This window comes from Azospirillum melinis, from assembly GCF_013340935.1.
GTDB classification, from domain to species: Bacteria; Pseudomonadota; Alphaproteobacteria; order Azospirillales; family Azospirillaceae; genus Azospirillum; species Azospirillum melinis.
In genome coordinates, this window is record NZ_WHOS01000010.1 from 160119 (window position 1) to 172703 (window position 12585).

The 12585-nt window shown below is 68.7% G+C and carries 11 protein-coding genes; 1 reads left to right on the forward strand and 10 read right to left on the reverse strand.

Annotated features, from left to right (window positions below; translation table 11 throughout):
* Positions 1–73: 73 nt before the first annotated feature.
* From thrS to GBZ48_RS10370, 4 genes are all read right to left on the reverse strand, one after another.
* Positions 74–2038, reverse strand: coding sequence for a threonine--tRNA ligase (thrS, locus tag GBZ48_RS10355; RefSeq protein ID WP_174470962.1), 1965 nt, complete (start codon positions 2036–2038; stop codon positions 74–76).
* 176 nt (positions 2039–2214) lie between these two features.
* Positions 2215–3477 (reverse strand): EAL domain-containing protein, encoded by a 1263-nt coding sequence (locus GBZ48_RS10360; protein ID WP_343049519.1) that lies wholly within the window; start codon positions 3475–3477, stop codon positions 2215–2217.
* A gap of 128 nt (positions 3478–3605) precedes the next feature.
* Positions 3606–4679 (reverse strand): quinone-dependent dihydroorotate dehydrogenase, encoded by a 1074-nt coding sequence (locus tag GBZ48_RS10365; protein WP_174470963.1) that lies wholly within the window; start codon positions 4677–4679, stop codon positions 3606–3608.
* A complete protein-coding gene (locus tag GBZ48_RS10370) occupies positions 4676–5050 on the reverse strand; it encodes a DUF952 domain-containing protein (protein ID WP_174470964.1) in 375 nt (124 codons plus the stop codon). The genes GBZ48_RS10365 and GBZ48_RS10370 overlap by 4 nt, the downstream gene beginning before the upstream one ends.
* A gap of 343 nt (positions 5051–5393) precedes the next feature.
* Here GBZ48_RS10370 and GBZ48_RS10375 point away from each other — a divergent pair, with 343 nt between their 5' ends.
* Positions 5394–5612: a hypothetical protein gene (locus GBZ48_RS10375; RefSeq protein WP_109048021.1), complete on the forward strand. Its 219-nt coding sequence runs from the start codon at positions 5394–5396 to the stop codon at positions 5610–5612.
* A gap of 14 nt (positions 5613–5626) precedes the next feature.
* Here GBZ48_RS10375 and GBZ48_RS10380 read toward each other — a convergent pair whose 3' ends face one another.
* From GBZ48_RS10380 to GBZ48_RS10405, 6 genes are all read right to left on the reverse strand, one after another.
* Entirely contained in the window at positions 5627–5947 is a 321-nt protein-coding gene (locus tag GBZ48_RS10380) for a hypothetical protein (RefSeq protein ID WP_174470965.1), read from the reverse strand.
* A gap of 34 nt (positions 5948–5981) precedes the next feature.
* Complete coding sequence (gene terL, locus GBZ48_RS10385; RefSeq protein WP_174470966.1) at positions 5982–7508, reverse strand: phage terminase large subunit; 1527 nt, start codon at positions 7506–7508, stop codon at positions 5982–5984.
* Positions 7505–9535 carry a glycosyl hydrolase family 28-related protein gene (locus GBZ48_RS10390; protein WP_174470967.1) on the reverse strand — a complete coding sequence of 677 codons (2031 nt, stop codon included), beginning with the start codon at positions 9533–9535 and terminating at the stop codon, positions 7505–7507. Before GBZ48_RS10390 ends, terL begins: the two co-directional genes overlap by 4 nt.
* 30 nt (positions 9536–9565) lie before the next feature.
* Positions 9566–10372, reverse strand: a complete 807-nt coding sequence (locus GBZ48_RS10395) for a hypothetical protein (protein WP_174470968.1) — start codon at positions 10370–10372, stop codon at positions 9566–9568.
* Positions 10372–12270: a phage tail protein gene (locus GBZ48_RS10400; RefSeq protein WP_209798166.1), complete on the reverse strand. Its 1899-nt coding sequence runs from the start codon at positions 12268–12270 to the stop codon at positions 10372–10374. The genes GBZ48_RS10395 and GBZ48_RS10400 overlap by 1 nt, the downstream gene beginning before the upstream one ends.
* Before the next feature lie 10 nt (positions 12271–12280).
* Positions 12281–12585 (reverse strand): phage connector family protein (locus tag GBZ48_RS10405; RefSeq protein ID WP_484463069.1); only part of this gene is annotated, 305 nt, incomplete at its 5' end.

The following is a 12585-nucleotide window of genomic DNA, read 5'->3' on the forward strand; positions in this document are numbered from 1 at the left end:
ACGCTTCTCCATGGTCTGAAACCACGTGGAGGCCGGCCGTCCAGAGGAGCGGCCGGCGGCGTCACGCGGTCTGTTAAAACGGCGAATCGGTCACGGTCTCGCCGGCAGGCGATTTCGCTTCCTCAATCAGTTTAGCAACCGCGGCATCGAGGGCAAGAATTTCCTGATCCTTGCCGCCCAGCACGCGGAGCGCGACTGTCCGTTCTTCCGCTTCACGCTTTCCGACAACCAGCATGAGGGGGACCTTCTGCAGGCTGTGCTCGCGGACCTTGAGGTTGATCTTCTCGTTGCGGGTGTCGAGTTCGACGCGCAGGCCCTTGCGCTTCAACAGCTTGGCCACTTCCTCGGCATAGCCGTCGGCCTCGCTGGTGATGGTGGCGACGGTCACCTGGACCGGCGACAGCCACAGCGGGAACTTGCCGGCGTAATGCTCGATCAGCATGCCGATGAAGCGCTCCATCGACCCCAGGATCGCGCGGTGCAGCATGATCGGACGATGGCGGGCACCATCCTCGCCGATGTAGCTGGCATCGAGTCGTTCCGGCAGGTTCGGGTCGTACTGCAAGGTGCCGCACTGCCAGGTCCGGCCGATGGCGTCGGTCAGGTGGAACTCCACCTTCGGGCCGTAGAAGGCACCCTCTCCGGGCAGCTCCTCATACTCCAGCCCGGCGTCGCGCAGAGCCTGGGCCAGCGCGCCTTCGGCACGGTCCCACAGCTCGTCGGCGCCGGTGCGGACGTCCGGACGCAAAGCCAGCTTCACCGAGATCTTGTCGAAGCCCAGATCCTTGTAGACGCCGAGCTGCAGCTTGAAATACTCGGCCGCCTCGCTCTGCACCTGATCCTCGGTGCAGAAGATGTGGGCGTCGTCCTGGGTGAAGGCGCGCACGCGCATGATGCCGTGCAGCGCGCCCGACGGCTCGTTGCGGTGGCAGGCGCCGAACTCCGCCATGCGGATCGGCAGGTCGCGGTAGGAGCGCAGGCCATGGCGGAAGATCTGGACATGGCCGGGGCAGTTCATCGGCTTGATGCCCAGCAGCTTCTCGCCACCATCGGCCTCCACCTTGAACATGTTGTCGCCATACATGTCCCAGTGGCCCGACGCCTTGAACAGCGAGCTGTCGATCAGCTGCGGCGTCTTCACCTCGACATAGCCGGCCGACTTCAGCTTGGTGCGGATGTAGTTTTCCAGCGTCTGGTAGAGCGTCCAGCCCTTCGGATGCCAGAAGACCGAGCCGACCGCCTCTTCCTGGACATGGAACAGGTCGAGTTCCTTGCCCAGCTTGCGGTGGTCGCGCTTCTCCGCTTCCTCGATCTGGTGCAGGTAGGCCTTCAGCTCCTTCTCGTCGCGCCAGGCGGTGCCGTAGATGCGCTGGAGCATCGGGTTGCGGCTGTCGCCACGCCAGTATGCGCCGGCCACCTTCATCAGCTTGAAGCCCTGGCCGACCTTGCCCGTGGTCATGGCGTGGGGGCCGCGGCACAGATCCAGCCAGTCGCCCTGGCGGTAGATCGACACCGGCTCGCCCTGCGGGATCGCCTCGATCAGCTCGGCCTTGTAATGCTCGCCGAGCTTCTTGAAGTAGGCGACCGCCTCGTCGCGGTCCCAGACCTCGCGGACGATCGGGATATCGGCCCCGACGATCTCGCGCATCTTCGCCTCGATCTTCTCCAGATCCTCGGGCGTGAACGGCTCGTCGCGCGCGAAGTCATAGTAGAAGCCGGTGGCGATCGACGGGCCGATGGTGACCTGCGTGCCGGGATAGAGCTTCTGCACCGCATCTGCCAGCACATGGGCGGCGTCGTGGCGGATGACCTCGAGAGCGTCGCCGTGGTTGCGCGTGACGATCTCGATCTTGGCGTTGGTAGTGACGGTGGTGGTGAGGTCCTTCACCGTGCCGTCGACCTTGACGGCAAGCGCATCTTTGGCCAGGCGCGAACCGATGGACTGGGCAATCTCGAGCCCCGTCACCGGCCGGTCGAACTCCCGCACGCTGCCGTCGGGCAGCGTGATGGCGATGTTGGACGTCACCGAAGTCACCATTTACTAGTGTTGGTCTCACCCGCATCGGGTGCCCGGACTTGGCCGGGAACGCGAAATTTCCATCGCCGCGTGGGGGAATGTCAAGCGCGGCTGCGGAAATCAAGGCTGTCGAAAGGCCAACGCTGCATTGCCGCCACAACTCGGCATTGGTCCGATGCGGACAATTCCGTCCACCGTCACTCCGGCTTCCGGCTCAGCCGCGGTTCGCCGAACAGATAGCCCTGGCCGAAGTCGAAGCCGGTGTCGAGCACCTCGACCAGCTGGTTCTCCGTCTCGATCTTCTCGACGATCAGGTCGATGCCTTCGGCGGCGCAGCGGTGGCGCAGCTCGCGGATGCGCCCGGCGTTGGCGGGATCCAGCACCAGCGCACGGTCCAGCTTGATGCAGCGGAACTCATGGCGCAGCAGCCGGTCCAGGTCGATGGCGAGGTTGGTCACCTGGTCCATAGAGAAGCGGAAGCCCAGACGCGCCAGCTGCGACAGGATGCCCATCGTCACTGCCCCGCCCGCGCTCACGGCGTGCTGGCTCAGCTCGAACACCAGCTTGGGCACCAGGGCGTGGTTCTGCGCCATCATGTTCAGGAACTGGCGCATGAACTCCGCATCGGCCAGCGTCGCGGCGGAGATGTTGGCGAAGAAGCCGATGGCGTGCTGGCGTCGTTCCGTCTCGCGGATCAGCTGGACGCAACGCACCAGCTGCAAATTGTCGATGGTGGCGATCAGCCCTTCGCGCTCGGCGATGTCGAGATAGCGGTCAGGCATGATCTGCTGCCCGTCGGCGGCGCGCACGCGCGAAAACACTTCATAGAAGCGATGCTTGCGCTGGGGCAGGCTGACGATGGGCTGGAGATAGACGTCGATGCGGTCGGCCTTCAGCGCGTCGCGCACCGCCTCCAGCACCGCCGCGTCGTCCATCGGTGGCGCGGCGGGAACGGCGGCGGCAGAGGGCGGTGCGGAGGGCGTGGAACGGCGCTCCCCACTGGCGGAGGGCGGACGGGGAGCGCGCCGCTCGGTCAGGCGGGCGACCAGCGACTGCAGAAGCTTCACCTCCTGCATCACCGCGTCGTACCGCACCCCGCCGTCGGGCTGGGCGCCGGGATCGGCCGCGAGCCGCCGCTCCAGCAGTTGGGCCAGTTCCTCCACCCGGTCGTTCAGGCGGGCGATGCGGCGGGCGGCCTTGCGCTCGCGCTCCAGCCGCGTCACCGCCTCATGGACCAGCGCACCGGCCAGAACCACCAGCGCGCCCACCAGCCACGCCACCAGCGGGTCGGCCTCCGGACGCAGCGCCCACAGTGCCGCACCGGCCGAACCGCCGGCGATCAGATAGGCCAGCGCATAGACGAGGTGCGTCAGCAGGGTCATGGCGGGAACCAGGGTGATGGGCGCCGCCGTGGTCGGGATGGCGGTGCCGGGGCGGAAATCGGCGGTCAGGGCCTTCACGGGTTCGCAGCCTCCGGCAGGAGCATGATGCGGACCTTGCGGGCGTTCCAACCGTGGGACCCACTGTCGGGACGCCCGCTTGACGATCCGTTAATGCTACGCCGCCGCCGGCCCCACCCTGCGCAGGATCAGCGGTGATCGGCCCCCACCGCCTCGGCCACCGACTGGAAACCGTCGCGGCGCAACAGCTCCGCCAGTTCGCGGCGGATGCGGTGGACCGCCGCCGGCCCGGCATAGACCATCGCCGAATAGAGCTGCACCAGCGAGGCGCCGGCGCGGATCTTGGCATAGGCATCCTCGCCGGTCGCGACACCGCCGACACCGACGATCGGCAGCTTGCCACCGGTCAGCGCATAGATCTCGCGCAGGACGGAGGTGGAGGCTTCGAACAGCGGACGGCCGGACAGGCCGCCGGCCTCGCTGCGCATCGCCGCCGGAATGCTGTCGGGCCGGGCAATGGTGGTGTTGGAGACGATCAGCCCGTCGATGCCGGACTCCAGCGCCACCGCGGCGATGTCGCTCTTGTCCTCCACCGTCAGATCGGGGGCGATCTTCAGCAGCAGCGGCGGATTGCGGGTCAGGCCGCAGGACGCCCGCGCCTCCAGCACCCGCTCCAACAGGGCACGCAGCGGGTCGCGGCCCTGAAGCGCACGCAGGCCCGGTGTGTTGGGGGAAGAGACATTGACGACCAGATAGTCGGCCAGCGGCGCCAGCCGGCGCACGCCGATCACATAGTCGTCGGCGGCATCCACCGTGTCCTTGTTCTTGCCCAGGTTGGCGCCGACGATGCCGGGCGCGCGCCTGGCCGACGCGCGGCGGCGCTCCAGCCGCTGGGCGAAGGCCTCCAGCCCCTCGTTGTTGAAGCCCATGCGGTTGATCACCGCGCGCTGCTCCACCAGCCGGAACAGGCGGGGGCGTGGATTGCCGGGCTGGGGCCGCGGGGTGACGCTGCCGGGTTCGACGAAGCCGAAGCCCAGATTCAGCATGGCGTCGACCACCTCGGCATTCTTGTCGAAGCCGGCGGCCAGCCCGACCGGGTTGGCGAAGTCCAGCCCCCACACGCGAGTGTGCTGCGCCGGCTCGTCCCTGCCGCGGGCCGGCGGGACCAGCCCGGACTTCAGCGCCTTGATGGTCAGGCCATGCGCGGTCTCAGGGTCGAAGCGGAACAGCAGCGGCCCGGCAAGCGGATAGAGGTCGATCACGGAACGAGGTCCTGAAGGGTGAAGGGAAAGCCGGTCGGGAAGACATGGCGCCCGTCCGGTCCCAGCGGCAGCGGATCGACCCGCAGCGCGGCGTCCACCGGCAGCGGCCCGTAGAGGTGCGGGAACAGCTGGCCGCCGCGCGACGGCTCCCAGCGCAGGGCATCGCCCAGCCGGTCGGCGTCCACCGTCAGCAGCAGCAGGCCATCCTGGCCGGCGCGGTGCTTGGCCGCACTCTCCACCACCTGTGCGGCGGTCGAGAAATGGATGAAGCCGTCCTGGACGTCCTGGGACGAGCCGGGGTAGCGGCCGGCCGGGCGGGCGGCGTCCCACTCGTCCGCGCGGCACATGTGGTGAATGATTCGGTCGGTCATGACGGTCGGACACTAACGCAATGCATGCCCAGCGGCCAGAGACCTCGAAGCCGCAGCTTGGCCGTAACGGGCCGCAGCCCGCGGATCGCGACCGGCGGCACAACGCAAGATCGACTCCCCGATTGCAATTCCGCACGCTTCGCGCGTTGCATTTTGCAAAGCACACTCGAAACTATTCGGCATTTTGCGGGTATTTTTGAAATTCGGCGGCGGCATTCGCCACCGGATTATGGGAATTGCCTGCTCACCCCCCTTGAATCGCCCGGGATTCCTGGATTTGGGCCGCCTCAGGCGGTTGGCACTGCTTTTGCTGTGACAGAAGCAAGTCAACGGAGGACCCGCCATGAACGCCATCTCCATGAGCCTGCTGAAGAAGACCTCGTCCTGCGAAACGGATCTGGGCGCGTCGGTCACCGCCATGGGCGCGCTGTGCGAGCCGGGTCAGACCGCGGTCCCGCTGAAGCCGAGCGCCACCATGCTGGCGGCGGGTGCGCGGGCCGGCGGCGTGTCGGTCGAAATCGCCTGGAAGATCTACCAGGCGATGATCCACCACGCCGACTGACCCGGCTTTTCCAGTCAGCGCCGTCCGCCTTCGAACGGCATGAAGCCCGAATCGAGCTTGGTCTCTATCCGCAGCAGATGGTCGGTCAGACGCTGCTCGACGTCCTTGAGCGTCGCGAAGGAGACATAGGTCTTCGCGACCTCCAGCTTGTATGCGGCAAGGCTCTCGCGCACCTGCGCCTGGGCCTCCTCCGCCCGGTCGCGCAGATCGTCCAGCGCGCTGTCCGCATCCTTGCGCACCCGCGCGATCAGCCAGAACAGCCCGCCCATCGCCGGCAATTCGACGGCGGTGATCCACCAGGCGAGATCCAGGCCTGCGGTCAGGGACTCATGCATCGGGGTCTCCCGTTCGTGTTGATGTGGAAACGATTCAAAGCTCCCAGTCCGCCGGAGCCACCACGGCACCCGCACCGCGCCAGTCGGGGCGGCGTTCGGGTGCCGTGGTGCTGCGGTCGAAGCGGCAAGGTTCGGCGCCCAGGCAGCCGGCCACCGCGTCCAGCCCGTCGTCGGGCCCGCGATAGCGGCCGTCCGGGCGCCAGTCACGCATTTCGCGGATCAGCGGCGTTTGCCAGACCTGCCGGTGGGCCAGCAGGCGGCGGTCGGCCAGCAGGGCGTCGAAGGCCTTGATGATGCGCGCCGCCTTGGGCGTGCGGCTGTTCTGCTCGACCACCCCTGCGGCCAGCCGGTCGTCGCGCAGCCGCTTGCGCAGCAGTCCGGGCAGGAAACGGCCGAGACCGTTGATCTCGATATGGACCGCCGGCAGATGGTTGTCGGCCAGGAAGCGGGAGACCTGCATGCATTGCTGGTCGGCCTCCGTCTCCTCCGCCCTGGGATCGACGGACAGATACAGCACCCGGTGCAGGTAGAAGCGCTCGTTCTCCCCGGCGAAGACGGCGGCGACCACGCTGCCGTCACCGCCTTTGGACCTGCCGTCCCCCTCCCCCGCCGGCCGGGCGAAAGCCGGATCCCACCAGCAGGTGGCGGAGACCAGCTTCACCCCGTCCAGCGTCAGCACCGCGCGCCCCAGCGCCTCGCGATACTCCAGCTCCGCGTCGTAGCGGCCGAGCTTTTCGACATTCAGCACCCCGTCGGTGACGCTGACCGGGCGCAGCAGCATCTGGCTGGTGAACTTGTTGGGACCGGTCGATTTGCGGATGCGGGCGACATGCGCCTCGCCGAAGCGCTCCTTCCAGGTATAGCTGCGGTTGCCCTCGGCATCCTCCGTGTAAACGGGCAGGACCAGCCGCTCGAACCCGTCCAGGAAAGGCGGACTGCCGTCGTCGCTCTCCCCGGCATAGAGGCTGTCCTGCGCATGCGGCGTGCCGACATAGAGCTGCGTTCCGCCCGGCACCAGCACATACTCCAGTTCCGACAGACGTTCGCGCAGGGCCGCGCGCTTCACCGCGGTGTCGGCGTTGCGCGGCACCTCCACGTCGTCGCAGATCACCACGTCGGCGCGGCTGCCGGTGATGTTGCCGCCGATGCCGGCCGCTGCCATCGACGGGTCGCGCAGTTCCATCGGCCGCACCACGGTGAAGCGGTCGGCCGCCCACTGGTCCCGCTCTTTCGCCGAAGGCTTCAGGTGGCTGCAATCGGGATGGCGTTCCAGGATGCGCTTGACGTTGCGCACCATCTTCATCGCCAGCTTCAGGTCGGCGGCCAGCACCAGCAGCCGCCGGTTGGGATCGCGCAGCAGCAGCCAGGCCGCGAACAGCCCGACCAGCGTCGATTTGCCGGAGCCGCGGAAGGCCATCAGCAGCATGCGCCGGTTCTGTCCGGCCATATGATCCTCCAGCCAGCCGGCCATCCGCGCATGGTGGGCGGGGGTCTTCAGCTCCACCATGGCGTTCCAGCCCTGGACGAAGGCGCGAAACCCGTCGTCGTGCTTCTCCTTCATGGATTCCGCCCCAGGATGTGCCAGCCGGCACCGTTCGACATCGTCGTCACCGCATGGCCCTGCGCGGACAGCGCGATGGCCTCACTGTCCGGCCCGCCGCCGCCGGCCTGGGTGACGGTGACGCGGTTGCCGCCGGTGTCGGACTTCTTGATGGTGACCGTGCGGCCGACCGCATGCGGGGCCGAGGGCGCCGGCAGGCGCACCTCCACCGCCCCGTTCCAGGCGCTGACCAGATAGAGCTGCTGGTTCAGGTCCGGTTCGAACAGGCCGGGAGCCTCATGATAACGGGCGTTGGCGGGAGGGTTGTTGCCACCGACGATCCACCAGCCGGCCCCGTTCGACACCAGCGTCACGAAGTCGTAGCGGTTGCCCAGCGACAGCACCCGCCCGTCGGGCCCCGGCCCGCCGGTCTCGGTCACCGTCAGAGGGTTGGTCGACGCATCCGTGCGCTTGATCGTCACCGCATGGCCGTTGACATCCTCGGCCTTGGGGAGCCGCAACTCCACCGCCCCGGCATAGGCGCTGGCCAGATAGACCGAACTGGTCAGGTCCAGCGCCACCACGCCACCCCCGGCCGGCTCGACATATTCGGTGTCGTAGCGCAGCGCCTCCACCACCAGTTCGGTGATGCGGCTGCGCTGAAGCCGGTTCTTCTCCGGATAGCCGGCATTGACCGCTGTATAGCGCCCGCCGGACCGGTCGAGGATCGCCGGACCGGCTGCGGCGGAGAACAGGTTGACGACCGCCGTCTCCACCGACCCGGCGTCCAGCTGCAGGTTCGGCAGGGCGCCCAGCGATTCGGCGTAGAAATTCACGATCAGCGTCTTGTCGGTGACCGCGCCGACACGGAAGCAGGCTTCCGCCTCGGGCCACAGGTTGGCCTCGCAGTCGAAGAAGGCGTTGTTGAAGCGCCCCTGCTCGACGAAGAAGCCGCAGCCACTCATCGGCGCCGACAGCGAATAGACCCGCACGGCCTGGAAGCGGTTGGCGTTCGGCGTGTCGCCCGCCCCCGTCCGCGTCAGCCACACCCCATGGCGCGACGGGCGCGCCACCAGCACGCGGGCGATGTTGTTCCAATAGCAGGGCAGGTTCGGATCGGTGTGGCCGTCGAAGACCAGCCCCACCTCCGGCTCCCACAGCGTCAGGTCGGTCAGGCAGTTCTGCACGCAAGCGCCGTCGCGTCCGAACAGGCGCACCGCGGCTTTCCCCTGCTCCAGCCGCAGGCCCGACAGGGTGGCGTAGCCGTCCGGCAGATGGATCAGGTCGAAGCCGTTCGACGCCCCCCGGATCACCGACGCCTGCCCCGCCCCATACAGCGTCTGGCCATGGCCGAGCGTCAGCGTGTTGGCGATGCGGTAGCTGCCCGGCGGTACGAACACCGCACGGGCGGAGGTCAGCGCCGCCTGCAAGGCCAGCGTGTCATCGACCAGCCCGTCGCCCACCGCGCCGAAATCCTTCACCGACACGAGATCGGCCAGCTTGTCGCGCACCGGCCGGGCGGTGGCCCCGGCCCCCGGCGGCACATAGGTCGCCAGCGCCTCCTCGTCCACCGGCGGGCGGATCGTCGGGTTGCCGGCGCTGTCGAAGGCCAGCAGCTTGCCCCGGCGCAAGGCCCGCTCCGGCAGCAGGGGGGAGGCCGGCAGGTCGCTGTCGCCATAGCGCAGCATCAGCTCCTGATCGCCCGCCACCTGCTGGAGCATGGCCGTCAGCCGGTCCAGCTCGCCGTTGAGGGCGGCGGCCGGCAGCGGCCCGCTCTCGCCGAAATCGCTGCGCCGTTCGACGGGCAGCCGCCGGCGCAGCAGCACGACGGTACCCTCGGCCGGTGCGGCTGCAAAGGTCACCGCCCCGCCCGCGGTCGCACCGGCTCCGCTGACCGCATAGCCGGTGCTCTGGACGGCCGCGCCCAGAAAGACTTGGAGATCCTCGGCGGCAAAGATCGGGAACGGGTAGGTGAAGACCCGCTGCAGGCCGTCGGCAAGGTACTGTACCCGCGGCGTTCCGCGCGGGATGAGAAGCGGCGTGGACATCGGGGGGTCTCCGGGCGGTGGAGCCGTTCCTCAAAAGAACTTGCTCATGTATTCCAGTCGCTGACGGTCGGCGAGTTGCGACAACTCCAGCAGGTTGCGGCGCTTGGCATCGTCCAGCCCCTGCTGGATGGCGGCGCGCTTCAGCTGGTCGGTCGCCTGGGCGTCCTTGCGCTCGGTTTCGCTGGAGTTGGTCAGACCCAGCAGGATCGCCTCGCCCGACCCGTCCTGGGCGGTGACGCCACGCGCCCCCAACCCGGCGCGGGTCTTGCTGACCGCCTGACGCAGTGCCGCCAGCCGCCGCTGTTCGGCGGCATCCGCCGCAGCGGTCAGCTGGGCGAGCTGGGTCTGCGCATCGGTCTCCTTGGCGCGGACGGCCTCCTCCTGGCCGGCGCGCAGCTGCGCCAGCGTCTGCTCCTGGGCTCCGCGGAAATCGTCCATCTCCTTGGCCCGCGCCGCCGCCGCGGCCGCCGCCGCGGTTTCGTCCTTCTGGCGCTGAAGCTCCTGCTCCTGTTGACGCAACTCGGCGTCATGCGCCCACTGGCGGGCCTGCGCCTCGGCCTCCAGCTGGGCCTGCTGCTGGCGGGCCGTCGCCGCCGCCTGGACGCTGCGCTCGGCCGCCGCAGCCTCCTCGCGGTATTTCTGTTCCAGCGCCGCCTGCGCGGCTGCGGCCTGCGCCGCATCCTGCTGGCGCTTGTAGTCGAGTTCAGCCGCGGCCTGCTGTGCGGAAGCCTGTTGGGCTGCGGCACTGGATTGGCTTGCAGTGGCATTGCGCACGGTGCCGATGACGGAGTTCGCCAGCGGCAGCGCCGTGGTCACGAGGGGAGTGATTCCACCCATCAGTCATTCACCTTCAGTTCCATGGTCACGGAAAGCAGCGTGAAAGGCAGCGGCGCATCCTGTTCGATGCGCCACAGCGGGACATCGGTGTCGTGGCGCCAGCCGAGCGCCCGCAGCCGGCGGTCGCCCGACACCCGCGGCGGCACCCCGCCGGCCGGTTGCGGCCCCAGCCGGTGAAGCGGAAGTTCCTGCAACCCGCGCCCCAGATCGACGCGCAGCGCCGCCGTCTCCTCCAGCCGGAAGGTGACGGCAACCAGCCGGACGATGTCGGCCCCGGTCGCCTGCCCCAGCAGGTTGGGCGGCAGCGGTTCGATCCGGTGGGTGTAGGGCAGTCCGATCTCGACCTTGCGGGCCGGCGGGTCGAGCGTGACGCTGCCGGCCTGGACGGTGGCGGGGTTGCGGATCACACCATCGGCGACGACGGCGACCGTCCGCCCTTCCAGATGCGCCAGCCCGCCCCAGACGGCGGCTGCCTCACCCCGCTCCGCCGTGACGGCGGTGTCGAGGTTCAGCGCATCGTCGAACCGCTCGACGGTCCACACGCCCCGCCGCTCCACCAGCGTGTAGACCTCGTCCCCCACCGCAGCGACGGAACGCACCGCCCCGTCGGTCTCCAGCAGGGTCCAGGCGGTGACATCCTCCGCCCGATAGGCGGTCAGCGCCCCCAGCGTGCCGTCCTCCATCGCGACGAACAGCAGCCGGCGGTTCTGGTCGTAATCCTGGTCGCGCGGCCCGGCCATCAGATGGCGGGCCAGCAGGGCGAGGTCGTTCGCCTGATAGGCCGCCTCGGTGTCGGTGTAGAGGAACTCGCGGATTTCGCGCCGGTTGCGCGGCACGAACAGCGTCGCCCCCTCGACATCGCGCGGCGGGATGGCGCGGTCCATCGGCGAGCCGATGCGCGTCTGCCGGTTGACCTGCATGCTCTGCGGGGTCAGCGGGTCGCCGGTCACCATATACTCGGCGCCCGAGGTGAAGATCTGCAGATGCCGGCCGGAGAAGACGGCGCGCACCGCATTGACCTGATCGGACAGAATGCCGAACTCGATGGCCTGATCGTCCAGCCCCTCGCCCAGATCGAAATTCCAGATCTGGGCGGACCGCGACAGCCACAGTCGGTTGGGCAGGTCGCGCGACCCGCCGATCACCAGCCGGTCCTGATGGAAGGCCGCCGACACCGGCCAGCCGCGATAGGCCGAGAAAGCCTGCTCCTCCCAAGCCGTCGTCGGCTGGGTGTCGACCAGCGTCTCCTTCACCGTGGCATTGACCTGGGTGGCCGACACCACGCCGGTCACCAGCAACTGCTTGCCCTTGATGCGGATCCGGGTGCCGTCCTGGCGCGGATCGAAGACGGAAGCCGACGCGGTGACCGTGATCGCCCCAGTGGTGCCGGACGGCGTCAGCGTCACCGCCGGATCGCCGAAGCGGTGGAAGGGGATGCGCACCAGCTCGCCCTCGACCGCGAAGGCCCAGTCCGACAGCGTCCAGCCGCCATCGTCGCTGCGCGTCAGCTTGCGCGGCGGCAAATCGGGATGGCAGACCAGCAGCGTGTCGGCGCTCTGCGTCCAGGTGATCTGCGCCAGTTGCGTCAACGTCCAGGGGGCGGAGACCGACGCCAGCCGGGTGCCGCCCTGGAACACGTCGATCCAACGGTCGGTGAAGACCAGCAGATAGGTCTGCTCGGCATTGCGCTCGAACGACACCAGCCGCCCGTCGCCACGCGCCAGCGCGGTGAAGGCCAGCCCCGACCGCCGCGTCACCCCGCCGGTCGGGTCGATGAACAGGTTGCGCAGAGCCAGCGCGCCGTTGTCGTAGGCCTTGAGGTCGCCGCGCCCCAGCAGGCGGCGCGACACCTCGCCGGCGGTGAAGTTGGTCTTGACCTGATGCAGCCGTCCCATCATGCCCTCCCCGTCAAGCTCGCGCGTCGATCAGGGTGAAGTCCTCGAAACCGGGCTGGCTGTCCTGCTGGGCGTCGATCTGGCGGGCGCGGCGGAACTCACTCTCGGCCTGCTGGGCCAGCAGTTCCGCCCGCGTCGAGCTTTCGGTCAGCGGGAGGCAGAACTCGGCAGCCAGCCGGGCGATCAGCGCTTGGTCGAAGAAGACGGGGAACTCCTCCTCCGCCGGGCGGCCGATGTAGGACAGGGTGACGGTGCCGGCATCGCACAGCAGCGTGCGGCCGACGATGCGGTAGGACAGGCCACGCCCCCGTCCCCCAC

What these genes read in the sequence shown, in the direction of transcription:
- GBZ48_RS10380 (WP_174470965.1), bottom strand. Translation starts at nt 5,947, where the DNA reads ATGCATGAGTCCCTGACCGCAGGCCTGGATCTCGCCTGGTGGATCACC.
- GBZ48_RS10370 (WP_174470964.1), bottom strand. Translation starts at nt 5,050, where the DNA reads ATGACCGACCGAATCATTCACCACATGTGCCGCGCGGACGAGTGGGAC.
- GBZ48_RS10390 (WP_174470967.1), bottom strand. Translation starts at nt 9,535, where the DNA reads ATGTCCACGCCGCTTCTCATCCCGCGCGGAACGCCGCGGGTACAGTAC.
- terL (WP_174470966.1), bottom strand. Translation starts at nt 7,508, where the DNA reads ATGAAGGAGAAGCACGACGACGGGTTTCGCGCCTTCGTCCAGGGCTGG.
- GBZ48_RS10400 (WP_209798166.1), bottom strand. Translation starts at nt 12,270, where the DNA reads ATGATGGGACGGCTGCATCAGGTCAAGACCAACTTCACCGCCGGCGAG.
- GBZ48_RS10395 (WP_174470968.1), bottom strand. Translation starts at nt 10,372, where the DNA reads ATGGGTGGAATCACTCCCCTCGTGACCACGGCGCTGCCGCTGGCGAAC.
- GBZ48_RS10375 (WP_109048021.1), top strand. Translation starts at nt 5,394, where the DNA reads ATGAACGCCATCTCCATGAGCCTGCTGAAGAAGACCTCGTCCTGCGAA.
- thrS (WP_174470962.1), bottom strand. Translation starts at nt 2,038, where the DNA reads ATGGTGACTTCGGTGACGTCCAACATCGCCATCACGCTGCCCGACGGC.